This is a genomic window from Phycicoccus sp. (assembly GCF_035325325.1).
Lineage (GTDB): Bacteria > Actinomycetota > Actinomycetes > Actinomycetales > Dermatophilaceae > Phycicoccus.
On sequence record NZ_DAOLAC010000026.1, the window covers coordinates 1 to 20,176 of the forward strand.

At 74.3% G+C, this 20,176-nt stretch carries 24 protein-coding genes and 1 tRNA gene; 11 read left to right on the forward strand and 14 right to left on the reverse strand.

The features are described from left to right. Nucleotides 1-439 precede the first annotated feature (439 nt). Nucleotides 440-1,546, forward strand: a complete 1,107-nt coding sequence (locus PKA89_RS14245; protein ID WP_324420570.1) for a winged helix DNA-binding domain-containing protein — start codon at nucleotides 440-442, stop codon at nucleotides 1,544-1,546. 22 nt (nucleotides 1,547-1,568) lie between these two features. On the opposite strand, the gene PKA89_RS14250 is transcribed toward PKA89_RS14245, so the two are convergent. Then, complete coding sequence (locus tag PKA89_RS14250) at nucleotides 1,569-2,375, reverse strand: fused MFS/spermidine synthase (RefSeq protein WP_324420572.1); 807 nt, start codon at nucleotides 2,373-2,375, stop codon at nucleotides 1,569-1,571. 41 nt (nucleotides 2,376-2,416) lie between these two features. On the opposite strand from PKA89_RS14250, the gene PKA89_RS14255 reads away from it, so the two are divergent. Together PKA89_RS14255 and PKA89_RS14260 are read left to right on the forward strand one after the other, a co-directional pair. Beyond that, nucleotides 2,417-2,794 (forward strand): sterol carrier family protein, encoded by a 378-nt coding sequence (locus PKA89_RS14255; RefSeq protein WP_324420574.1) that lies wholly within the window; start codon nucleotides 2,417-2,419, stop codon nucleotides 2,792-2,794. Further along, entirely contained in the window at nucleotides 2,791-3,654 is an 864-nt protein-coding gene (locus PKA89_RS14260) for an LLM class flavin-dependent oxidoreductase (protein ID WP_324420576.1), read from the forward strand. The genes PKA89_RS14255 and PKA89_RS14260 overlap by 4 nt, the downstream gene beginning before the upstream one ends. Before the next feature lie 43 nt (nucleotides 3,655-3,697). Here the strand turns inward: PKA89_RS14260 and PKA89_RS14265 are convergent, their stop codons facing one another. From PKA89_RS14265 to PKA89_RS14280, 4 genes are all read right to left on the reverse strand, one after another. Continuing rightward, the gene (locus PKA89_RS14265; RefSeq protein ID WP_324420578.1) at nucleotides 3,698-4,474 is read right to left on the reverse strand and encodes an anti-sigma factor; all 777 of its coding nucleotides are present in this window, start codon (nucleotides 4,472-4,474) and stop codon (nucleotides 3,698-3,700) included. Next, on the reverse strand, nucleotides 4,471-5,073 hold the full coding sequence (gene sigK, locus PKA89_RS14270) for an ECF RNA polymerase sigma factor SigK (protein WP_324420579.1): 603 nt from the start codon (nucleotides 5,071-5,073) through the stop codon (nucleotides 4,471-4,473). The genes PKA89_RS14265 and sigK overlap by 4 nt, the downstream gene beginning before the upstream one ends. Before the next feature lie 22 nt (nucleotides 5,074-5,095). Continuing rightward, entirely contained in the window at nucleotides 5,096-5,737 is a 642-nt protein-coding gene (locus PKA89_RS14275; protein ID WP_324420581.1) for a fasciclin domain-containing protein, read from the reverse strand. A 177-nt stretch (nucleotides 5,738-5,914) separates the two neighbouring features. After that, nucleotides 5,915-7,498, reverse strand: a complete 1,584-nt coding sequence (locus PKA89_RS14280) for a molybdopterin-dependent oxidoreductase (RefSeq protein ID WP_324420583.1) — start codon at nucleotides 7,496-7,498, stop codon at nucleotides 5,915-5,917. 122 nt (nucleotides 7,499-7,620) lie between these two features. Here PKA89_RS14280 and PKA89_RS14285 point away from each other — a divergent pair, with 122 nt between their 5' ends. Then, nucleotides 7,621-7,863, forward strand: a complete 243-nt coding sequence (locus tag PKA89_RS14285) for a hypothetical protein (protein ID WP_324420585.1) — start codon at nucleotides 7,621-7,623, stop codon at nucleotides 7,861-7,863. A 34-nt stretch (nucleotides 7,864-7,897) separates the two neighbouring features. Then, nucleotides 7,898-9,514 (forward strand): amidophosphoribosyltransferase, encoded by a 1,617-nt coding sequence (gene purF / locus PKA89_RS14290; RefSeq protein WP_324420587.1) that lies wholly within the window; start codon nucleotides 7,898-7,900, stop codon nucleotides 9,512-9,514. A 30-nt stretch (nucleotides 9,515-9,544) separates the two neighbouring features. Here purF and PKA89_RS14295 read toward each other — a convergent pair whose 3' ends face one another. The 3 genes from PKA89_RS14295 to upp form a co-directional block, all read right to left on the reverse strand. After that, entirely contained in the window at nucleotides 9,545-10,462 is a 918-nt protein-coding gene (locus tag PKA89_RS14295; protein ID WP_324420589.1) for a PH domain-containing protein, read from the reverse strand. 3 nt (nucleotides 10,463-10,465) lie between these two features. Continuing rightward, the gene (locus PKA89_RS14300; protein WP_204133000.1) at nucleotides 10,466-10,633 is read right to left on the reverse strand and encodes a hypothetical protein; all 168 of its coding nucleotides are present in this window, start codon (nucleotides 10,631-10,633) and stop codon (nucleotides 10,466-10,468) included. A 119-nt stretch (nucleotides 10,634-10,752) separates the two neighbouring features. Further along, complete coding sequence (upp, locus tag PKA89_RS14305; RefSeq protein ID WP_324420592.1) at nucleotides 10,753-11,394, reverse strand: uracil phosphoribosyltransferase; 642 nt, start codon at nucleotides 11,392-11,394, stop codon at nucleotides 10,753-10,755. A 52-nt stretch (nucleotides 11,395-11,446) separates the two neighbouring features. On the opposite strand from upp, the gene PKA89_RS14310 reads away from it, so the two are divergent. Together PKA89_RS14310 and PKA89_RS14315 are read left to right on the forward strand one after the other, a co-directional pair. Then, nucleotides 11,447-11,881 (forward strand): nucleoside deaminase, encoded by a 435-nt coding sequence (locus PKA89_RS14310; protein WP_324420688.1) that lies wholly within the window; start codon nucleotides 11,447-11,449, stop codon nucleotides 11,879-11,881. A gap of 50 nt (nucleotides 11,882-11,931) precedes the next feature. Beyond that, nucleotides 11,932-12,021 (forward strand) — tRNA-Ser (locus PKA89_RS14315). 223 nt (nucleotides 12,022-12,244) lie between these two features. On the opposite strand, the gene PKA89_RS14320 is transcribed toward PKA89_RS14315, so the two are convergent. Next, nucleotides 12,245-12,673: a hypothetical protein gene (locus PKA89_RS14320; protein WP_324420594.1), complete on the reverse strand. Its 429-nt coding sequence runs from the start codon at nucleotides 12,671-12,673 to the stop codon at nucleotides 12,245-12,247. 53 nt (nucleotides 12,674-12,726) lie between these two features. On the opposite strand from PKA89_RS14320, the gene PKA89_RS14325 reads away from it, so the two are divergent. Further along, nucleotides 12,727-13,287, forward strand: a complete 561-nt coding sequence (locus PKA89_RS14325; RefSeq protein WP_324420596.1) for a TetR family transcriptional regulator C-terminal domain-containing protein — start codon at nucleotides 12,727-12,729, stop codon at nucleotides 13,285-13,287. 201 nt (nucleotides 13,288-13,488) lie between these two features. Continuing rightward, entirely contained in the window at nucleotides 13,489-14,109 is a 621-nt protein-coding gene (locus tag PKA89_RS14330; protein WP_324420598.1) for a DedA family protein, read from the forward strand. 10 nt (nucleotides 14,110-14,119) lie between these two features. Here the strand turns inward: PKA89_RS14330 and PKA89_RS14335 are convergent, their stop codons facing one another. Then, complete coding sequence (locus PKA89_RS14335) at nucleotides 14,120-14,665, reverse strand: LytR C-terminal domain-containing protein (protein ID WP_324420600.1); 546 nt, start codon at nucleotides 14,663-14,665, stop codon at nucleotides 14,120-14,122. 10 nt (nucleotides 14,666-14,675) lie between these two features. Continuing rightward, entirely contained in the window at nucleotides 14,676-14,966 is a 291-nt protein-coding gene (locus tag PKA89_RS14340) for a type II toxin-antitoxin system VapB family antitoxin (RefSeq protein WP_324420602.1), read from the reverse strand. 70 nt (nucleotides 14,967-15,036) lie between these two features. On the opposite strand from PKA89_RS14340, the gene PKA89_RS14345 reads away from it, so the two are divergent. After that, the gene (locus PKA89_RS14345; protein WP_324420604.1) at nucleotides 15,037-16,686 is read left to right on the forward strand and encodes a helicase HerA-like domain-containing protein; all 1,650 of its coding nucleotides are present in this window, start codon (nucleotides 15,037-15,039) and stop codon (nucleotides 16,684-16,686) included. An 11-nt stretch (nucleotides 16,687-16,697) separates the two neighbouring features. Here the strand turns inward: PKA89_RS14345 and PKA89_RS14350 are convergent, their stop codons facing one another. After that, on the reverse strand, nucleotides 16,698-17,585 hold the full coding sequence (locus PKA89_RS14350) for a hypothetical protein (protein ID WP_324420606.1): 888 nt from the start codon (nucleotides 17,583-17,585) through the stop codon (nucleotides 16,698-16,700). 155 nt (nucleotides 17,586-17,740) lie between these two features. After that, entirely contained in the window at nucleotides 17,741-18,133 is a 393-nt protein-coding gene (locus PKA89_RS14355) for a hypothetical protein (RefSeq protein WP_324420608.1), read from the reverse strand. A 147-nt stretch (nucleotides 18,134-18,280) separates the two neighbouring features. Between PKA89_RS14355 and PKA89_RS14360 the strand changes: the two genes are divergently transcribed. After that, complete coding sequence (locus PKA89_RS14360) at nucleotides 18,281-18,640, forward strand: carboxymuconolactone decarboxylase family protein (RefSeq protein ID WP_324420609.1); 360 nt, start codon at nucleotides 18,281-18,283, stop codon at nucleotides 18,638-18,640. Nucleotides 18,641-18,673: 33 nt separating this feature from the next. Here PKA89_RS14360 and PKA89_RS14365 read toward each other — a convergent pair. Continuing rightward, nucleotides 18,674-20,176: AMP-binding protein (locus PKA89_RS14365; protein ID WP_324420611.1), on the reverse strand; the 1,503-nt coding region annotated here is incomplete at its 5' end.

Below are 20,176 nucleotides of genomic sequence, written 5' to 3' on the forward strand. Positions count from 1 at the left end.
CCGTCGTCCCCCCGCCCCCGCCCCCCCCCCCCCCCGCCCCCGCCCCCTCCGCCGCCGGGGCCGGCGGCCCAGGCCGGGGTGGCCAGGAGCAGGAGGGCCGCCACTGCTCCGGGCAGGGCGGTCCGCAGGTGGGTTCGTGTCCTCCGAATGTGTCCCTTCGCGTTCATCACGGCGCAGCTTTCGACGGGTCCCCGGCCGGTCGCCGCGCCCGTCGGGATCGGGGAGCGCGCCCGCCCGTGGCCGACCTCATCGTCCTGCTGGCGGGCGGTGCGGCACCCTCGAGGAGACCGGCCTCACAGCATGGCCCTCGCCACATCGCGCACTGGTGGTCCGGCCGCGTCGTGCGGCCACCGCGCGCCGCGGCGGCCGCGGGGACAGGTCTCCCGTACCGTCCATCCGCAAGCGTTCGTGCGTACGTGGGCCGACGAGAGGGGGAGGTGTGGTCGACGACCTCGGCATCGCCCGGTGGCGCTTCCGGACGCTGCTCCTCGACGGCGCCTCCGCGCCGGACGCGCCCGCGGCCGTCCGCTCGCTCCTCGCCGTCCAGGCCGAGAACCTGGACCAGACCGGATGGGCCCTCGCCGCCCGCACCCGGGGCCTCACCCCGGCCAGGCTCGCCGGCCTCATCGGGTCCGGCGAGCTCGTCCGCACCCACGTGCTGCGTCCGACGTGGCACCTGACCCACCGCGACGACGCCCGGTGGCTCCTCGAGCTGACCGGCCCCCGGGTGCGCCAGCAGGTCGGCCGGCAGCTCGAGCGCGACCTCGGCCTGTCCCCGGCACGGGTCGCGCGGCTCGGCGACGTCGTCGAGGACGCGGTGACCCGAGACCCCGACCGCACGCGCGAGCAGCTGGCCGAAGCGCTCCGGGCGGCCGGTCACGAGCTGAGCGGCATGCAGCTCATGGTGCTGCTCGTCGTCCTCGAGCTAGACCTGCGGATCGGGAGTGGGCGACCGGTGCCCGACGGAGGAACGGGGGTCCACACCTACTCCCCTCTGGCACCACGACTCCCGACGTCCCCGATGGCGGACCGGCACGAGGCGCTCGTCGAGCTGGCGCGCCGGTACGTCGTCGGCCACGGCCCGGCGACCGAGCGCGACCTCGCGTACTGGGCGACCCTTCCCCTCGGCGACGTGCGGGCCGGACTGGCCGGCGCCGCCGAACACCTGGAGTCGTTCGAGCACGACGGGCGCACCTTCTGGCACGCCGCGGGCGACGGGCCGCCCCGCCGCTCGCGGACCCCCCGGGTGCACCTCATCCACCTCCTCGACGAGTGGTACCGCGGCTACCAGGACTCACGGCGGGTCGTCGACGTCGCGGGTCAGCACCCCGTGGGTCGCGAGCCGAGCATCGGGCTGCTCGTCGTCGACTCGCAGATCGCCGGGACGGCGCGCCGCAGCGCCCGCGGCGCGGCGGTCGCGGTCGACGTCGCCACCCACCGGCCGCTGAGCACCGCCGAGCGCCGCGCCCTCGACGCCGAGGCCGAGGCGATGGGCCGCTACCTCGGCCGCGAGGTGCGGCTGACCGTGACCGGACCCGCTCGCTGACGGCGACGGTGCTCGTCCCGGCTCAACGCACCCGCCAGCCGCGGGGGTCGGGTGGCACGGGGGACGGGGTCGTCGTGCCGTCGGCGAGGCGCATCGGCCGTGCCCCGGGCACCCGGCGGGCGACGTCGCTCCACGGCATCACCCCGGTGGGCAGCGCGGCCGAGGCCGCTGCCCGGCGCAGGGTGTAGAGGTCGAGTGGCGCGGCCGAGACGACGAGGACGACGTTGCCGAACCGCCGGCCCTTGAGCACCTCGTGGAGGCCGACGAACGCGGTGTGCCCGAACGACTCCCGCGCGCCGGCCGCGACCCGCGCGGCCCAGCGCAGCCCCGGCTCGTCGGTGAGGTTCGCGAGGAACAGCCCGCCGGTCCCGAGCACGCGCCGGGCCGCGTCGAGCCACTCGACGCCGGTGAGCCCCGCCGGCACGCGGCCGTCGACGAAGGCGTCGAGGACGACGACGTCGGCGCTGTCGTCCGCGAGAGCCGCCATCCCCTCCTCGCCGCCCACCGGCCGGACCCGGATGCGGTGCCCGCGCGGCAGCGGCAGCTCGCGGCGGACGGTCTCGGTCAGCGCGGCGTCCGGCTCGAGGACGATCTGGGGCGAGCCGGGCCGCGTCGCGTGCACCCAGCGCGGGAGCGTGAGCCCGCCCCCGCCGACGTGCGTGACCCGCAGTGGCCCGGCGGGGGCCAGGGCGTCGACGGCGAGGGCGAGGTGCTGGACGTACTCGAAGTGCAGGACGCGGTCGTCGTCGAGGTCGACCGCGGACTGCGGGAGCCCGCCGACGAGCACGGTCGCGACCGACCGCTCGACCTCGACCACCAGCTCACCCACGTGAGAAGGCTACGGTCGGCGCCCGCGGGTAGCGTCGGAGCATGCCACCCCGACGTCGCACCGACCCCCGGCTGGGCCGGGACGCCCTGCGCCACTGGCACGCCGACCCCGAGGGCACCGACCGCGCCACCCGGGCCGCCGCCGTGCGCTTCACCCTCGAGGAGCTCGCCGAGCGCGCCCCGGGCAACAGCGTCGAGGTCCGGGTCCCGCCCTACGGCGTCGTGCAGTGCGTCGAGGGCCCCCGGCACACGCGCGGCACCCCGCCGAACGTCGTCGAGTCCGACGGCGAGACCTGGCTCGCCCTCGTCTGGGGCTCCACCACGTGGGCGGAGGCCCTCGCCACGGGCTCGCTGCGGGTCAGCGGCACCCGGGCCGACCTCTCCGGGCTGCTGCCCCTGACCCGCGAGGTCGGCCCGTGAGCGCCCGGCTGCGGCACGGGGTCGTCCTGCTCACCGACGAGCCGTGGGCGTCGACGGCCGCACGCTGGCGGGCCGTCGAGGAGCTCGGTTTCGACCACGCGTGGACCTACGACCACCTCGTCTGGGGTGGTCTGCCGGACAGCCCGTGGTTCAGCGCCGTGCCCACCCTCGCCGCGGCGGCGGGTGTCACCTCGCGGATCGCGCTCGGCACGTTCGTCTCCTCGCCGAACCAGAACCACCCCTACACCTACGCCCGCGACGTCATCACCCTCGACGACCTCACCGGTGGCCGGTTCCTCTGTGGCGTCGGCACCGGTGGCGACCTCGACGCCCGGCTCCTCGGGGCCGAGCTCGCGCTGCGCCAGCGGGTCGACCGCTTCCACGAGTTCGTCCCGCTCCTCGACCGGCTGCTGCGCGAGGACCACGTCGACCACGACGGCGCCTGGTACACGACGCGCGACGCCCGCACGCTGCCCGGGCCGGTGCGCCACCGGGTGCCGCTGCTCGTCGCCGCCAACGGCCCGCGGTCGATCCGGCTGGCCGCCGAGCACGCCGACGGCTGGATCACCTACGGGGGCCGCGGGGACACCCTCGACGAGTGGTTCGCCCACGTCGCCGAGCTCGTCGCGCGGCTCGACGACGCGGTCGACGCGACCGGCCGGGGGCCCCTCGACCGCTACCTGTCCCTCGACTCCTCGCCCCGGTTCTCGCTCGAGTCGGCCGGCCTGTACGCCGAGATGGCCGGCCGCGCGGCCGAGCTCGGGTTCACCGACGTCGTCTGCCACTGGCCGCGGGCGGAGGGCCCCTACGCGGGCGACCCCGCCGTCCTCGAGGAGGTGGCGGGGTCGCTCGGCGGCTGAGCCACGTCCGGACGCGGCGGTCGTGGGGGCCGGCGGGGGTCGGTCAGGTGAGGGCCATCGCCATGATCGGCGCCGACGTCGGCGCGGCGGAGCCGCCGGCCGGCTCGACGGTGACCCCGACCTGCTGCGCGCCGCTCAGGCTGCCGCCGAGGACGGCCTCACCGGTGCCGTCGTCGGCCGCACTGATGAACCCGGCGGAGCGGGCACCGTCGGCGGTGATGTACCAGAGCTGGTAGACCTTGCCGGACGGCGCCGGGGACAGGCCGGTCACCGTGATGGCCGAGCGGTCGAGCGACCGGCTGTAGGCCAGCGTCGCGGTCGTGTCGCCCTTGTGGCTCGTCACCGTGGCGGCGTCCGAGGCCTGCTCGACCTGCTGCACGGCGGTGAGCGCCGGCTGGTCGCCCGACCACGGGCTCCAGGCCAGCCCGCCGACGGCGAGGACGACGGCGGCGGCCGCCGCGGCCAGCCACGTGCTCGTCCGGCGGAACAGCGGGACCACCCGGGCCCCGAGGGCCGTCGCGGCGCCCTCCCCGGCGAGCGGGGCGGTGGGGACCACGGCGGGCTCGTCGGGCGTGGACGCGCCGACGAGGGGCGGCAACGGGCGGACGCGGGCGACGCCGGCGAGGACCGAGGCGCGCAGCGACTCCGGCGGGTCGACCTCGGTGAGGGCGCCGAGGGTGTGCGCCGCGGCCGTCAGCTCCCCGACCTCCGCGCGGCAGGCGGCGCAGGTCGTGAGGTGCTGCTCGAACGCGGTGCGCTCGTCGCCGTCGAGGGCGTCGACCGCGTACGCCCCGCTCAGGTGGTGCAGGTCGGGGCTCATGCCGGTACTCCCAACGTGTCCCGGAGACGGATGAGGCCGTCCCGGATCCTGGTCTTCGCGGTCCCGAGAGGCAGGTCGAGGAGCCGCGCCACCTCGGTGTGCGTGTAGCCACCGAAGTAGGCGAGCTCGACGGCGCTGCGCTGCGCCTCGGTGAGGGTGGCGAGGGCCCGGCGCACGCGCTGGCCCTCGAGCGAGGTCTGGGCCGCCTCCGCCGTCTGGTCGAAGTCGACGACCTGGGTCGCGGCGGCGTGGGCGTCGTCGCGGCGTCGGGACGCCTCGCTCGAGCGGACCCGGTCGACGGCCGTCCGGTGCGCGATGGTCATCAGCCACGAGAGCGCGCTGCCCTTCGCGGGGTCGAAGCGGGCGCTGGTCCGCCAGACGTCGAGGTACACCTCCTGGGTGACCTCCTCCGACATCGCGTGGTCGCGCACGATGCGCAGCACGAGGCCGAAGACGCGGCGCGAGGTCGCGTCGTAGAGGGCGGCGAACGCGGGCTCGTCGCCCCGGGCCGAGCGCCGGAGCAGGTCGGCGAGGTCAGCCGCGGTGGCAGCCGCCTCCCCGGGGACGGCGGAGGGCTGTCCCGGGGAGGCGGCGGTCATGTCGTCCATCATCGCTCAGGCGTCAGCTCGCGGGGACGAGGACCTTGTCGATGATGTAGACGGTCGCGTTCGCGGTCTGGACGTTCCCGCAGACGACCTTGGCGTCACCGGGGGTCACGGTGAAGTCCTCGCCGGAGCCCATGACGTTGATCGACTTGCCGGAGAGCGTCTTGTGCTCGCCCGCCAGCTGGTCCGGGCTGAGCCGGCCCTCGACGACGTGGTTGGTCAGCACCGTGGTGAGCAGGCCCTTCGGGTCGGCCATCGCGGCGTCGAGGGTGGCCTTCGGCAGGGCGGCGAACGCGTCGTCGGTCGGCGCGAAGACGGTGATGTCCTTGGCCGAGTTGAGCGTGTCGCCGAGGCCGGCCTTGCCGACGGCCGCGACGAGGGTCTTCAGCGCCGGGTTGTTGCTCGCGGCGGTGGCCACGGGGTCCTTGGCCATGCCGTCGAACGATCCGGCGCCGCTCGTCGGGACCGACGCGCAGGCGGAGCCGAACGGCTTGTCCATCGACTCGGTCATCGACTCCGACGGGCTGGCCGAGGGGGCCGAGCTCGTCATCGTGTCACTCGAGCCCGAGCCGGAGCCGCTGTCGTCGGAGCCGCAGGCGGCGAGGGAGAGGGGGAGGGCGAGCGCCAGGGCGGCGACCGTCAGACGGGTGGTGCGCATGGGGATGTCTCCTTGCGGTGGTGTTGTCCTGCGTGCACCGGTGGTTCGGTGCTCTGCCATCAGCGGATGGGTTGCCGGGCAACTTTTTTCGTCGGTACGCGCACTGGGCCATGACGTGCGGGAACGGCCGGCACCCGGAGGTGCCGGCCGTTCGTCAGGCGCGGTGGGGGAGGGGCGTCACTCCACGGTGACGATGACGGAGTGCCAGCCCGTCGCGCCCATCGGGAACGGCGTCTGTCGCTTCTCGGTCTGCACCTGGCCGGTCTCGTCCGTGGCCCGCACCTCGAGGGTGTGCCGGCCGGGCAGGGCGTCCCAGGGGAGGAACCACTGGCGCCAGTAGTCGATGCCGGCGTCGGGGCCGAGGCGGGCCTCCATCCACCCCCCGCCGTCGACCCGCACCTCGACCTTCGCGATACCGCGCTGCTGCGCCCACGCGACACCGCCGATGACCACCCGGCCGGTCTTCAGCGTCGAGAGGGGCTGCGGGGTGTCGATCCGGCTCTCGGTGTAGATCGGTGCGTCCGTCGCCCATTCGCGCTCGGTCCAGTACGCGGTGTCCTTCGCGTAGGTCGACGCGGTGAGCCTGGTGAGCCACTTCGTCGCGCCGACGAAGCCGTAGAGGCCGGGGGTGACGAGCCGGGCCGGGAAACCGTGGACCGGAGGCAGGGGCTCGCCGTTCATCCCGACCGCGACGAGCGCGTCCCGGTCGTCCATGAGCGCCTGGACGGGAGTGGAGATGGTCATCCCGTCGGTCGAGGTACTGAAGATCTGGTCGGCCCCCTGCTGCACGCCGGCCCGCTCGAGGAGGTCGCGCACCCGCACCCCGAGCCACCGGGCGCTGCTGATGTACGGGCCGCCGACCTCGTTGGAGACGCACGTCAGGGTGACGTCCTTCTCGATCATCGGCATCTTCAGGAGCTCGTCGAAGGTCAGCGAGAAGGGTGAGTCGACCATCCCGTCGACGGTCAGCTCCCACCCGGTCGTGCTGACCCGCGGCACGACGAGGGCGGTGTCGATCCGGTAGAAGGAGTCGTTGGGCGTCGTGAACGCCGAGACGCCGCGGACGGTCTGCTCGAGGCCGGCGGGCAGGGCGGGCAGGGGGTCGGCGGCGGCCGGCAGGGCGACGTCGGTGACCGCGGTGGCGCGGCGCACGAGCACCTGGCCGAGGCCGCCACCGGCAGCGGCGACGACCCCGAGGCCGGCCGCGCCGAGGAGGACCGAGCGGCGCCCGCTCGTGCCGTCGCCACGGGCCGTGCGGTCCGGTCCGGCGCCCGCGGCGGGGTCGGCGGCCGCGGTGCCCCAGCGGTCGAGGGTCCCGAGGAACCACCCGGCGGCGAGCACCCCGACGAGGGCCGTGACGAGACCGGGGAAGAGGTCGACGGGGCTCGCGGTCGGCCGGAGCGCGGCCGCGGCGACCGCGAGCATCGCCAGCACGCCGAGCGCGGCCAGCCCGAGGGTGCGACGGGGGCGGGCGAGGAGGCCGGCGGCGGCGGCGAGGAGGAGGGTGACGACGGTGACCGAGCCGATGAGGATCGGCTTGTCGTTCGCGCCGAACGTCGAGACCGCCCACTCCTTGACCGGGGTCGGGGTCGCGTCGATGACGGTCGACCCCACGGCGAGGACCGGCGAGGCCTCGGGTGAGACGAGCCCCGCGACGAGGTGGCCGAGCCCGGCGCCCGCGGCCGCGCCGAGCAGGGCGCCGAGGGCGTACCACGCGCCGTGCGGGCGCCGGGCGGCTGCGGACTGCGGTGCGGTGCTCATGGGAGGACTTCGGAACCGCGAGCGCTCGCGGATGGTCTCGAGGTCACCGGGGTGGACGGCATCCCCCCATCCTCGGGGTCCGGCGTGCGGCGCGGGAGCCCCCGTCGCCTACCGTAAGCAGCGTGACACCTGCTCGCCGTCCCCGCTTCCTCCCGTTCATCCTCACCGGAGCGGTCCTCGGGTTCGTCGTCGGTGCCGCCGTCGCCGACTTCGGGTGGCTCGAGGACACCTCGGGCCCCCTGGCCCAGATGCAGTACTCGCCGACGACGGCCGTCGGCTACCTCGGGCTGCTGGGGGCCTGCCTCTTCGCCCTCCTCGCCGCCCTGCTCGCGCTCGCGATCGAGCGGGCGTCCCGCCGCTCCTGACCCCGGTCGCGCGGCGCGTGAGAGGATGGAGCACGTGCCACGCGGAGACGGACGCCTCAGCCACGACCTCCTTCCCGGCGAGAAGGGTCCCCAGGACGCGTGCGGCGTCTTCGGGGTGTGGGCGCCGGGCGAGGAGGTCGCCAAGCTCACGTACTACGGGCTCTACGCCCTGCAGCACCGCGGCCAGGAGTCGGCGGGCATCGCGACCTCGGACGGCACCCGGCTGCTCGTCTACAAGGACATGGGGCTCGTGTCGCAGGTCTTCGACGAGCGCTCGCTCGCGTCGCTGCGCGGGCACCTCGCGGTGGGCCACTGCCGCTACTCGACGACCGGCGGCTCGACCTGGGAGAACGCCCAGCCGACGCTCGACGGGCACGCCGGCGGCACGGTGGCGCTGGCCCACAACGGCAACCTCATCAACTCGGCCGAGCTGCGCGACGTCGTGGCCGGGCACCGGGTCGACGGCCACCGCGGCGAGCTCGCCCGCGGCAACACGACCGACACCGCGCTCGTCACCGCGCTGCTGACCGCCGACCCGGACCGCACCGTCGAGGCCGCCGCCCTCGAGGTGCTGCCGATGCTCCGCGGCGCCTTCTGCCTCGTCTTCATGGACGAGCACACGCTCTACGCGGCCCGCGACCCGCAGGGCATCCGCCCGCTCGTCGTCGGCCGCCTCGAGCGCGGGTGGGTCGTCGCGTCCGAGACCGCGGCGCTCGACATCGTCGGTGCCTCGTTCGTCCGCGAGGTGGAGCCGGGCGAGCTCATCGCGGTCGACGAGGACGGGCTGCGCTCGCAGCGGTTCGCCGAGGCCCGGCCGAAGGGCTGCGTCTTCGAGTACGTCTACCTCGCCCGCCCGGACACGACGATCAGCGGCCGGGTCGTCCACGAGGCACGGGTCGAGATGGGCCGCGCGCTGGCCCGCGAGCACCCCGTCGAGGCCGACCTCGTGATGCCGACGCCGGAGTCGGGCACGCCGGCCGCCATCGGGTACGCGCAGGAGTCGGGCATCCCCTACGGGCAGGGCCTCGTCAAGAACTCGTACGTCGGGCGTACCTTCATCGCTCCGTCGCAGACCATCCGACAGCTGGGTATCCGGTTGAAGCTCAACCCTCTTCGCGACGTCATCAAGGGCAAGCGCCTCGTGGTCGTCGACGACTCGATCGTCCGCGGCAACACCCAGCGGGCGCTCGTGCGGATGCTGCGCGAGGCCGGCGCGGCCGAGGTGCACGTGCGCATCTCGTCGCCGCCGGTGCGCTGGCCGTGCTTCTACGGCATCGACTTCGCGACCCGCGCCGAGCTCATCGCGACCGGCCTCGGGGTCGAGGAGGTGTGCACCTCGATCGGGGCCGACTCCCTCGGCTACATCTCCGAGGACGGGATGGTCGAGGCCACCGGCCAGCCGCGGGAGCGGCTGTGCACGGCGTGCTTCTCCGGGGTCTACCCCGTCGCGCTGCCCGAGGACGGGCGGCTCGGGAAGGGCGTGCTCGAGCTCGAGCTGCCGATCGAGGACGAGGGCTCCGGCGGTGGGCGAGCCGTGGGAGAGCGCCACCCGCACCGGCAGGCGCCGCTGCTCGACGTCCCCGTGCTCGACGTCGAGGGCGTGCCGACGGCCGCCGGAGGTGGCGCGGCCGAGGCCGTCCTGCGCCCCTGAGGCGGGGCGCCGGGCCTCCTGCGGTGTGGCTCAGGGACGTTCCTCGACCCACTCGCGGGGCGGGTAGAGCGGGATCTCCCGGGCGTGGCCGTCGGTGGACGGGTCGTCGGCCCGGACGACCGGGATCTCGCCGGTGTCGCCGAGGCGGCTCGGGCGAGGGAGGTTCGAGCTGCGGTACCAGGACTCCTGCGTGGTGCGGTGCATCGTCGGATGACCGGCCGGGGAGACGTCGACGCCGCCGCCGGGGACGGTCGGGTCGTTGTCCGAGGGACCCGGCCCGCGCCCGCGTGGGGGACCGCCGCCCGGGTCCTCGTCCGGCCCGTCGTCGCGCCGGCGCCCGCGGCGCGGCAGCTTGGGCCACGAGCGCCCACGGGCGCCACGCTTCTCGCGCGGCTTCTCGCCGAAGATCTCCGAGTTGAGCGCCGCGTTGACGGCCTCGGGCTCGGGCAGGAAGGTCAGCTCGCGGATGGCCTGCTGCTGGCCGGCGCTCTCGATGATGATCGTCCCGAAGCCCGCCAGCTCGCCGAGCAGGGTGCGCCGGAAGGTCATGTCCGTCACCTTCGTCAGCCGCATCATCGGGACGCTCGTGTCGAGGACGCCCTCGTGCTTGAGGATCCGCTTGTTGGTCACGACGATCCAGCGGAATCGGCGGTCGGCCTCGGCCCACGCGAGCCGCACGAGGCCGACGAGGAGGGCGATGCCGACGAGCCGGAGCAGCGGCGCCGCGACGTGCAGCCCGACGTCGAACCAGACGTAGGCGACGAGGGCGGCCGTCGGCCACACCGCGGGCCGGACGAGGACGGCCGGGTGCTGGCGGGTGCGGATGACGATGCGCTCACCCTCGGCGAGCTGCCGCAGCAGGCTGTTCTGGACGCGACGCGGCATCGCCGCGAGGTCGCGCTCGACGCTCTCCGGGGTCCCGTCCGTGACGGCGTGAACCCGCGGCACGGCTCAGCCTCTGAGCAGGCTGTCGAAGAACCGCCCGATGTTGCTCACGCCGCCGGCGACGACGTCCCAGGCCGATCCGAAGATGTTGGCGGCCGAGTCGGGGGAGGTGAGGATCGCGTAGAGCAGGAAGACGACGACGAGCCACATCACGATCTTCTTGACCGGGGGCATGACGTGTCCTCCTGCGTGCGGGCGGGCCGGGTGCACGCCTCGCGGACGATCGTCCCAGATGTGACTCGTGTGACGGATGAGGCGGTGGGCCGGGCGTGTCGTCGGGGCTGGCGCCGAGGCTACTGCGCGACGCCGTAGAGGCGGTCCCCCGCGTCGCCGAGACCCGGCACGATGTAGCCGACCTCGTTGAGCCTCTCGTCGATGGCGCCCGTGACCAGGGTGACCGGCGCGGTGAGCCCGGCGACGGACTCCTCCAGGTGCGCGATGCCCTCGGGAGCGGCGAGCAGGCAGACGGCCGTGATGTCGTCGGCGCCGCGGTCGGTGAGGAAGTGGATGGCGTCGGCCATCGAGCCGCCGGTCGCGAGCATCGGGTCGAGGACGTAGACCTGCCGCCCGGAGAGGTCGTCGGGCAGCCGGTTGGCGTACGTCACGGCCTCGAGGGTCTCCTCGTCGCGCTGCATCCCGAGGAAGCCGACCTCGGCGCTCGGCAGCAGCCGGACCATGCCCTCCAGCATCCCGAGCCCGGCCCGGAGGATGGGGACGATGAGCGGCTTGGGGTTGCTCAGCTTGATGCCGGTCGTCGGCGCGACGGGCGTGACGATCTCGAACGGCTCGACCCGCACCTCTCGCGTCGCCTCGTAGGCGAGGAGGGTCATCAGCTCCTCGGCGAGCCGGCGGAAGGTGGGGGAGTCGGTCCGCTCGTCCCGGAGGTAGGTCAGCTTGTGGGCGATGAGCCGGTGGTCCGGGTTGATCACGCGCATGGGTGAAACTTAGCGCGTGACGCCGCCCGCCGACCCTGCCGACCTGGTGCTCATGGAGCGAGCCCTGGGGCTCGCCGAGCGCGCCGCGGCGGCCGGTGACGTCCCGGTCGGCGCGCTCGTCGTCGCGCGCACCGGGGAGGTGCTCGGGGAGGGCTGGAACGTGCGGGAGGCGGTCGGCGACCCGACGGGGCACGCCGAGGTCGTCGCGTTGCGGGCCGCCGCGGCCTCGCTCGGGACCTGGCGGCTCGAGGGCTGCCGGCTCGTCGTGACGATGGAGCCCTGCCCGATGTGCGCCGGCGCGCTCGTCCTCGCCCGGGTCGCGCAGGTCGTGCTCGGCGCCTGGGACCCGAAGCTCGGGGCGTGCGGCTCGGTGTGGGACGTGCCGCGCGACCGGCGGGTCACCCACCGGGTCGAGGTGGTCGGCGGGGTGCTCGAGGAGGAGTGCGGCGCGGTGGTCCGGCGGTTCTTCGAGGACCACCGCGGTTGAGCCCTCGCCCGATTTCGGGGCCGGTGCGCCGCTCGGGTACCCTCTCCGGCGGTGGCGTGTCCGAGCGGCCTAAGGAGCACGCCTCGAAAGCGTGTGAGGGTGCAAGCCCTCCGTGGGTTCAAATCCCACCGCCACCGCCAACCGAGAACGCCCCCGGGAGCTTGCGACCGGGGGCGTTCTCGGCTGTCGGCGCCCGGGTCCAGGGCGGCCGCGCCAGCATCGCGGGGCAACCTCGCGCCACCTCCCGCCTCCAGGTCGCGGGAACATGCGGACGGCCGGGTCGCGTCATCCGCATGTCGCGAGACCTGGAGCGCGATCTCGGCGGGCACGTGCGCGGGTGCGGGTCTCGTCAGGCGGGGGTCGTCACGCCGCGAGGCACGCGGCGAGGGCACCGAAGTAGACGACGCCGGCGCCGAGGGCGTGCACGGTGACGGGAGCGTCGAACCGTCCGGCGAGGACCCGTCCCACGGCGCGGGCGTAGTCGCTGGCCGCGGATCCGCCGGACCCGGACATCCGGCGGGAGCGGCGGACGAGCATCGTGTCGCCGAGCACGTTCCCGAGGGTCAGGGCGCCGAGGGCGCTCCATCCGAGGAGCGCCTCACCGGTGACCGCGAACCCAGTCCACAGGAGGAGGCCGCCGACGGCGAGGGCGAGGTGCCCGAGGACGACGCGGCTGCCCCCGCGGCGGGCGGCCGGGTCGGCGCCGCGCGGTCGGTGGCGCACCCACCGGCTCAGGAGGAGCACGCCCACGCCCGCCTGGACCAGCCAGGCGCCGAGCACGAAGACGACCACGGACCGACCGTACTACGTTCGTAGTGATTGGTCACTACGTCTATAGTGCCGGGATGGAGGTGTCGCGGCGGGACCGAGCGCTCGCGGCGGCGATCGACCTCCTCGGCACGCAGGGCGTGCGAGCCCTGACGCACGCCAGGGTCGACGAGCGGGCCGGGCTGCCACGGGGCTCGACGTCGAACTACTTCCGCACCCGTGCCGCGCTCGTCGAGGGGGTGGTCGAGGAGATGGTGGCCCGCGAGCTGCCGGTCGTCGGTCCCGCGCTCGCGGTGTCCGACGAGGCCGAGCTCGTCGAGGCGCTCGTCGCCCTCTTCGAGGTGCTCACCGGTCCGCAGCGGGTCGTCACTGCGGCCCGTCTCGCGCTCTACGTCGAGGCGGGGCACGACGAGGTGCTCGGCGCCGCGCTGGCCCGAGGCCGGGCGAGGATGGCCGAGGCCGTCACCCCCGCGTTCGCCGCCCTCGGCGCCCCGGACCCCGACTTCGCCACCCTGGTCGTCGCGGCGCTCTTCGAGGGGATGTTCCTCCACGTCGTCGCGCGGCACGCCCGGGTCGACGCCCGCCGGCTCGTCGAGGGCGCGGTCCGGATGGCTCTCGCCGCCCCCGCTCCCGACTGACGACGGACCATCGACCTGCGACGCGACCCTCGACCGGCGGCGCGACCGTCGTCCTGCGGCGCGACCGTCGAGGTCCCGCGACATGCGGATGCTCGGCTCCGCTCGTCCGCATGTCGCGAGACCTGGAGCAGGCGCCCCCGCCCCTCGACGCCCGCCCGCCGCGGCGCGGCATCCAGCGAACGTCCAGCGGGCACCCGGACAATGGCGGGCGTGAGCGCCCTCCTCGAGCAGATCCTCGGACAGCCGGCCTGGGTGGTCTACCTGGTCGTCGGCCTGCTCGTCTTCGTCGAGGACGCCCTCTTCGTCGGCTTCGTCGTGCCCGGGGAGACGGCGGCCATCCTCGGCGGCGTGACCGCCGTGCTCGGCCACACCTCGCTGCCCTGGGTCGCGGTGGTCGTCGTCGCGACCGCGATCGTCGGTGACAGCGTCGGCTACGAGGTGGGCCGCCTCCTCGGACCGCGCGTCGTCGAGCTGCGGATGCTCCGGCGCGCCCGCTCCCGGGTCGAGGGCGCCCAGTCCTTCCTCGTCCGGCGCGGCGCCGTGTCGGTCTTCCTCGCCCGCTGGACCGCGTTCCTGCGCGCGGTGGTGCCGGCTCTCGCCGGCTCCTCGCGGCTGCCGTACCCGACGTTCCTGCTGTGGAACGCGATCGGCGGTCTCGCGTGGGGGCTGACGTGCGTCGTCGGGGGCTACGTCGCGGGGCGGTCCTACCAGCGGCTCGAGCAGTGGCTCGGCACGGGGGCGCTCGTCGTCGTCGGCCTGGTCGTCGTCGGCGCGGTCGTCGTCCACCTCCGCCGCCGGTCCCGCGAGGGGCAGGCCGCCTGACCGCGACGGGTCAGGACGAGGAGGGCTGCGGGCACATCGGCAGCTGGTCGCTCGCGACGACGTAGGGCACGAGCGCCTTGAAGCCGGCGCCGAGGGCCACGTCGACGGTGGCGTCCTTGCGGGTGTCCATCGTCGAGGTGGAGCCCTTGGGCAGGACCTTGAGCAGCAGCTGGGCGTCCGGCTTGCCGGTGGGCCCGTAGCGCACCTCGGCGACCTTCGGCGGACGCCGCTTGGTGGGGTCGTTCGCGACGAGGCCGATGAGGAAGCCGTCCTGGCGCAGCTGGACCGCCGTCTTGCCGGCCAGCCCGGGCCGAGTCGTGGCGTTGAAGACGTTGACCGTCACCTGCTCCGGGGTGCGCGCCGCCGCGTCGTACGGGCGGCAGGTCGGCGGGGGCGGCTTGGAGGCGCGGGCGTTCTCGTCCGCCCGGTAGTACGAGAGGCCGTACCAGAACGCGAAGAACAGGGCGAGGAGCACCACCCCGATCACCACCACGGAGCGCCGGCGCCGGCGGCGGGCCTCGACGGAGGCGGGGGACTCGCTCGTGTACTCGCTCACCGCGGCCTCCTCAGAGCGTCAGGACCCGGGCGTGGAGGGTGGGCCGCTGGTGCAGGGCCGCCCGCAGCGCGCGGTGCAGGCCGTCCTCGAGGTAGAGGGTGCCCTCCCACTCGACGACGTGGGCGAAGAGGTCGCCGTAGAAGGTCGAGTCCTCGGCGAGGAGCTGCTGGAGGTCGAGCTCGCGCTTGGTCGTCACGAGCTCGTCGAGGCGCACCAGCCGCGGGGGCACGGTCGACCACTGCCGGCCCGAGTACCCGTGGTCGGGGTACGGGCGGGAGTCGCCGACGGCCTTGAAGATCACGGGGACACTCTAGGTGGAGAGCACCCGCGCCCAGGGGTGCGAAACCCGCCCCGGCGGTAGATTGGCGCCCGTGACCGAGAGCACCGACAGCATCGTCGACGAGATCCGCGCCGGGTACGCCTTCGAGGGGCCGGCGCTCGAGTTCGGGGCCGCGGTCTCCGACGGCGGCACGGCCCACCCGGACGCCGTCGTGCGCATCCCCCTGTCCGCGATGAACCGGCACGGCCTCGTCGCGGGCGCCACGGGGACCGGCAAGACCAAGACCCTCCAGCTGATGGCCGAGCAGCTCCTCGCCCAGGGCGTGCCCGTGTTCCTCGCCGACATCAAGGGCGACCTGTCCGGGATGGCGAGCCCGGGGCAGCCGAACGACAAGGTGGCGGCCCGGACGCAGGACGTCGGGATGACGTGGACCCCCACCGCCTACCCGGTCGAGTTCTACTCGCTCGGCGGCCAGGGCAAGGGCATCCCGGTCCGGGCCGCGGTGTCGACCTTCGGCCCGACCCTGCTCTCGAAGGTGCTGGGGCTGAACGCGACCCAGGAGTCGAGCCTCGGTCTCGTCTTCCACTACGCGGATGCCCGGGGCTACTACCTCGACACGATCGCCGACCTGCGCGCCGTCGTGCAGCACCTCACCTCGGACGAGGGCAAGGCCGACCTCAAGGAGCTCGGCGGGCTGTCGTCGGCGACGGCGGGCGTCATCCTCCGTGAGCTGATCACCTTCTCCGACCAGGGCGCCGACGCGTTCTTCGGCCTGCCCGAGTTCGACACGAGCGCGCTGCTCCGCTCGGCCGCCGACGGCCGGGGGCTGGCCTCGGTGCTCGAGCTGCCGGCCGTCCAGGACCGGCCGCAGCTGTTCTCCACCTTCCTCATGTGGCTGCTGGCCGACCTCTTCCACGACCTGCCCGAGGTGGGTGACGTCGAGAAGCCGAAGCTCGTCTTCTTCTTCGACGAGGCGCACCTGCTGTTCGACGACGCCTCGAAGGACTTCCTCGACGCGATCCAGCAGACCGTGCGGCTCATCCGCTCCAAGGGCGTCGGCGTCTTCTTCGTCACCCAGTCACCCAAGGACGTGCCCGGCGACGTGCTCGCCCAGCTCGGCAACCGGGTGCAGCACGCGCTGCGGGCGTTCACCCCGGACGACGCGGCGGCCCTGAAGGCGGCGGTCAAGACGTACCCGAAGACCGCCTACGACCTCGAGGAGCTGCTCACGACGCTCGGCACCGGCGAGGCGGTCGTCACGGTGCTCTCGGAGAAGGGGGCGCCGACCCCAGTGGCGTGGACGCGGATGCGGGCGCCGGAGTCGCTGATGGCGCCCTCCCCGGATGCGACCGTCGACGCGATCGTCGCGGCCTCGCCCCTCCTCGCGCAGTACGGCACCCCGGTCGAGCGCGACTCCGCGCTCGAGATGCTCGACAAGGCCTCGGCCGAGCGGGTCCTCGCCGACCAGGCCGCTGCCGAGGCGGCGGAGCGGGCGACGGCGGACGCGGCGGCCGCCGAGGAGGCCGCGAAGGCGCGGGCCGCGGCGGAGAAGGCGGCCGAGCGCGAGCGGGCCGCGGCGGAGAAGGCCGCGGCGGCCGAGGCCCGCCGGAAGGCGAACGAGCCCGGCGTGGTCGAGCAGGTGGTCCAGTCGTCCGCGTTCCGCTCGATGCTCCGCTCGGCCGGCACCGTCCTCGGCCGCGAGATCACCCGCTCCGTCTTCGGCACGACCAGGCGCCGCTGACCGGCCCGTCGTCAGGGGCACGGAGAACAGCCCGGGCACCGGGTCCGCTGCTCGACCGCCCGGGTCAGCAGCCGGTGCAGCCGGTCCGGCTCCTCCATCGCCATCCGCCACGACACCCGGATGACCAGCCACCCGTCGGCCGTGAGGCGCGAGTACCGCTCGCAGTCCCGAGCGAAGTCCGCAGGCCCGGAGTGGAACGCGTGGCTGTCGGCCTCGATGACGATGCGCAGCCGCTCGTCGGCGAGGTCGACGACACCGACGAAGCCCTCCGGGTCGGCGATGCGGACCTGGGGCTGAACGGTCAGTCCGGGCACGCCGAGCGCGACGGCGCGGACGACCGACTCGAACGGTCCGGACGACAGGTCGGTGCCGTGCCCGAGTACGTGGGCGACCCGACGATGGAGGCGGGGAGGCACGCCGGTGAGGTCGTGCAGGCCGCGCAGGTCGGTGTGGTGGTCGGAGAGGGCCGAGTCGACCACGCAGAGTGCCTCGTCGAAGGACAGCAGGACGCAACAGTCGTGGAGGGTCCGCACCGGCGAGGTGACCCAGCCGTCGACGACGTGTTGGCGTGGGACTGTGCGCCAGCGGACGTCCAGCTCGTCCTGGACCGCGCGGGCGACGCGGCGGCCCCGTGGCACCGCAACCTGCGGACGCTCGGGTGGTCGCTTGGTGCGCCAGCCCCAGTGCGCCGCGGCGCTGAGCAGCACCGCGGTGCCGGTGAGGCGCAGGGCGGCGGAGCGGGCCTCGTCGGCGGTCGGCAGCGCGTAGCGCCCCCGGGTCACCCGGACGAGAGTCCCGGCGTGGATGGCGCGTTCCAGGTCCGCGCGACCGGCGCTCGCCTCGACCTCGCGCCGGCCGGCCACGCCGCCGAGCCGGCGCACTGTCTCGACCGCGTCCATCCCGGCAGTCTGGCGCTCGGGTCCCGACCGGCCGCGTCGTCATCCACAGGCGGGCGGACGACACGGACCGCGCTCGACCGCGTGGCTCTCGCACGGGCGGCGCTCGGCGACGTCGTCCGTGTCGTCGGCCCGTCGCCCGTCCCTTCCGGCGCGGGTCAGAGCGCGAGGACCGCGCGGGCGTAGGCGCACTCGAGGTCGGCGTCCTCGACCGAGTGCAGGTCGCCCGGCCCGGTCGCGTACTCGACCCGCCACCCCTCGCGGGTGCGCACGACGGCGGAGAGCCGGTCGCCGACCAGCTCGCGCAGCTGGTCCTCGCGCGGCAGCCAGAGCGCCTGGTCGAGGGTCACCGAGTCGAGGGCCCACTCCGTCGTTCCGTTGAACCCGAGGACGGACCGGCCGCCGTACGAGCGCACCTCGACGGTGAGGTCGGAGATCCAGAACACCTCGCCGGTGAGCAGCTCGGCGTCGATGACGAAGCGGTCGCCGGCCGCGGGCACCCACAGCACCCCGGCGGCGAGGAGGTCGCGGGCGAGCTCGACGGAGATCACCGTCCCATCCTCACCCCGCAGCGGTCCCCGGCGGCAGGGTGCGAGCCCGCCGATCGTGCGTCGTCTCACGTCCGCACGCCTCGGCTGGTCCGCTGCCGATACGGTGGGGGGTACGCCACCGGATGGCGGCGAGAAGGGAGCCCCACGATGTCGCACCGTCATGGCGCCGAGGTGCTCGACGAGCTGCGCGACCCGTCGAAGGCCCTGCGCTCGGCCGTGCCCGAGGTCTACGCCGGTTTCGCCGCCCTGCACCGCGCGGCCCTCGAGCCGGGAGCCCTCGACGCACGGACCAAGGAGCTCATCGCGCTGGCCATCGCCGTCTCCGAGCAGTGCGACGGCTGCATCGCCTCGCACGCCCGCGGCGCGGCGATGAAGGGCGCGACGCCGCAGGAGGTCGCCGAGGCCATCGGGGTGTCGATCCTCATGTCCGGTGGCCCGGCGACGGTGTACGGGCCGCGCGCCCACGACGCCTTCCTCGAGTTCCACGCGAAGTACGCGCGGGACTGAGCGCCCGCAGGACGGTCCGTCGGACGAGCCGGGTCAGTCGCCCGGGCGGAGGACGCCGGCGAGGGCGTCGAGGACCGAGGCGTCCTCGATCGTGCCGGGGACGTTCGGGGTCTTCCCGTCGGCGATCTCGCGCATCGTCTTGCGGAGGATCTTTCCGGAGCGGGTCTTGGGCAGCGCGCCGACGACGTCGACCTGCTTGAGGCTCGCCACCGCGCCCACCTCGTCCCGCACCCGCTGCACCAGCTCGCGTCGGATGCGCTCGCCGTCGGCCTCGGCGTCGATGCCGCCCTTGAGGACGACCAGCCCGCGCGGCACCTGGCCCTTGAAGTCGTCGTGGACGCCGATGACGGCGCACTCGGCGACCGCCGGGTGGCCGGCCAGCGCCGCCTCGATGGACCCGGTCGAGAGGCGGTGCCCCGCGACGTTGAGGACGTCGTCGGTGCGGCCCATGACGTAGACGTAGCCGTCCTCGTCGATCATCCCGCCGTCACCGGTGAGGTAGTAGCCGTCGTAGACCGACAGGTAGCTCGCGACGTACCGCTCGTCGTCCTGCCACAGGGTCGGGAGGGTCCCGGGCGGCAGCGGCAGCCGGATCGCGATGGCGCCCTCGGTACCGGGAGGGACCGGGTTCGCCGACTCGTCGAGGACCTGCACGTCGTAGCCCGGCACGGGCACCGACGGGGAACCGGCCTTGATCGGCATCGGCTCCAGGCCACGCAGGTTCGCCGCGATCGGCCATCCCGTCTCTGTCTGCCACCAGTTGTCGACGACGGGGACGCCGAGGACCGACGAGGCCCACTCGTAGGTGTCGGGGTCGAGTCGCTCGCCGGCGAGGAACACCGTCTCGAGGGAGGAGAGGTCGTACTGCTTCATCAGCTCGCCCGCGGAGTCCTCGCGCTTGATGGCCCGGTAGGCGGTGGGCGCGGTGAACATCGCCTTGCACCCGTACTGCGAGATGACCCGCCAGAACGCGCCGGCATCCGGGGTGCCAACCGGCTTCCCTTCGTAGAGAACGGTGGTCGCGCCGGTCAATAGCGGCGCGTAGACGATGTAGGAGTGACCCACGACCCATCCGACGTCCGAGGCGGTGAACCACACGTCGCCCGGGCCGATGTCGTAGACGTTCTCCATCGACCAGCGCAGCGCGACCGCGTGGCCGCCGTTGTCACGGACGATGCCCTTCGGCCGACCGGTCGTGCCCGAGGTGTAGAGGACGTAGAGCGGGTCGGTGGCCTCGACGTCGACGCAGTCGGCCGGCTCGGCGTCGGCCACCACCTCGTCCCAGGTCATCTCCTCCCAGTCGGTGTCACGCTCACCGACGGAGGCGAGGCACTGGGGACGCTGGAGCACGATGACCGACTCCGGGGTGTGGTGGCTGCGGTCGAGGGCGCCGTCGAGCATCGGCTTGTACTCGACGACCCGGCTCGGCTCGATGCCGCACGAGGCGGAGACGATGACCTTCGGCTGCGCGTCCTCGATGCGGGCCGCGAGCTCGGCGGGGGCGAACCCCCCGCACACCACCCCGCGCACCGCGCC

Coding starts and splice junctions, on each gene's coding strand:
- sigK (WP_324420579.1), bottom strand. CDS start 5,073: ATGACCGCCGCCTCCCCGGGACAGCCCTCCGCCGTCCCCGGGGAGGCG.
- PKA89_RS14310 (WP_324420688.1), top strand. CDS start 11,447: ATGGAGCGAGCCCTGGGGCTCGCCGAGCGCGCCGCGGCGGCCGGTGAC.
- PKA89_RS14275 (WP_324420581.1), bottom strand. CDS start 5,737: ATGCGCACCACCCGTCTGACGGTCGCCGCCCTGGCGCTCGCCCTCCCC.
- PKA89_RS14350 (WP_324420606.1), bottom strand. CDS start 17,585: ATGGACGCGGTCGAGACAGTGCGCCGGCTCGGCGGCGTGGCCGGCCGG.
- PKA89_RS14255 (WP_324420574.1), top strand. CDS start 2,417: ATGCCACCCCGACGTCGCACCGACCCCCGGCTGGGCCGGGACGCCCTG.
- PKA89_RS14325 (WP_324420596.1), top strand. CDS start 12,727: ATGGAGGTGTCGCGGCGGGACCGAGCGCTCGCGGCGGCGATCGACCTC.
- PKA89_RS14280 (WP_324420583.1), bottom strand. CDS start 7,498: ATGAGCACCGCACCGCAGTCCGCAGCCGCCCGGCGCCCGCACGGCGCG.
- PKA89_RS14360 (WP_324420609.1), top strand. CDS start 18,281: ATGTCGCACCGTCATGGCGCCGAGGTGCTCGACGAGCTGCGCGACCCG.
- PKA89_RS14330 (WP_324420598.1), top strand. CDS start 13,489: ATGGCGGGCGTGAGCGCCCTCCTCGAGCAGATCCTCGGACAGCCGGCC.
- PKA89_RS14265 (WP_324420578.1), bottom strand. CDS start 4,474: ATGAGCCCCGACCTGCACCACCTGAGCGGGGCGTACGCGGTCGACGCC.
- PKA89_RS14300 (WP_204133000.1), bottom strand. CDS start 10,633: ATGCCCCCGGTCAAGAAGATCGTGATGTGGCTCGTCGTCGTCTTCCTG.
- upp (WP_324420592.1), bottom strand. CDS start 11,394: ATGCGCGTGATCAACCCGGACCACCGGCTCATCGCCCACAAGCTGACC.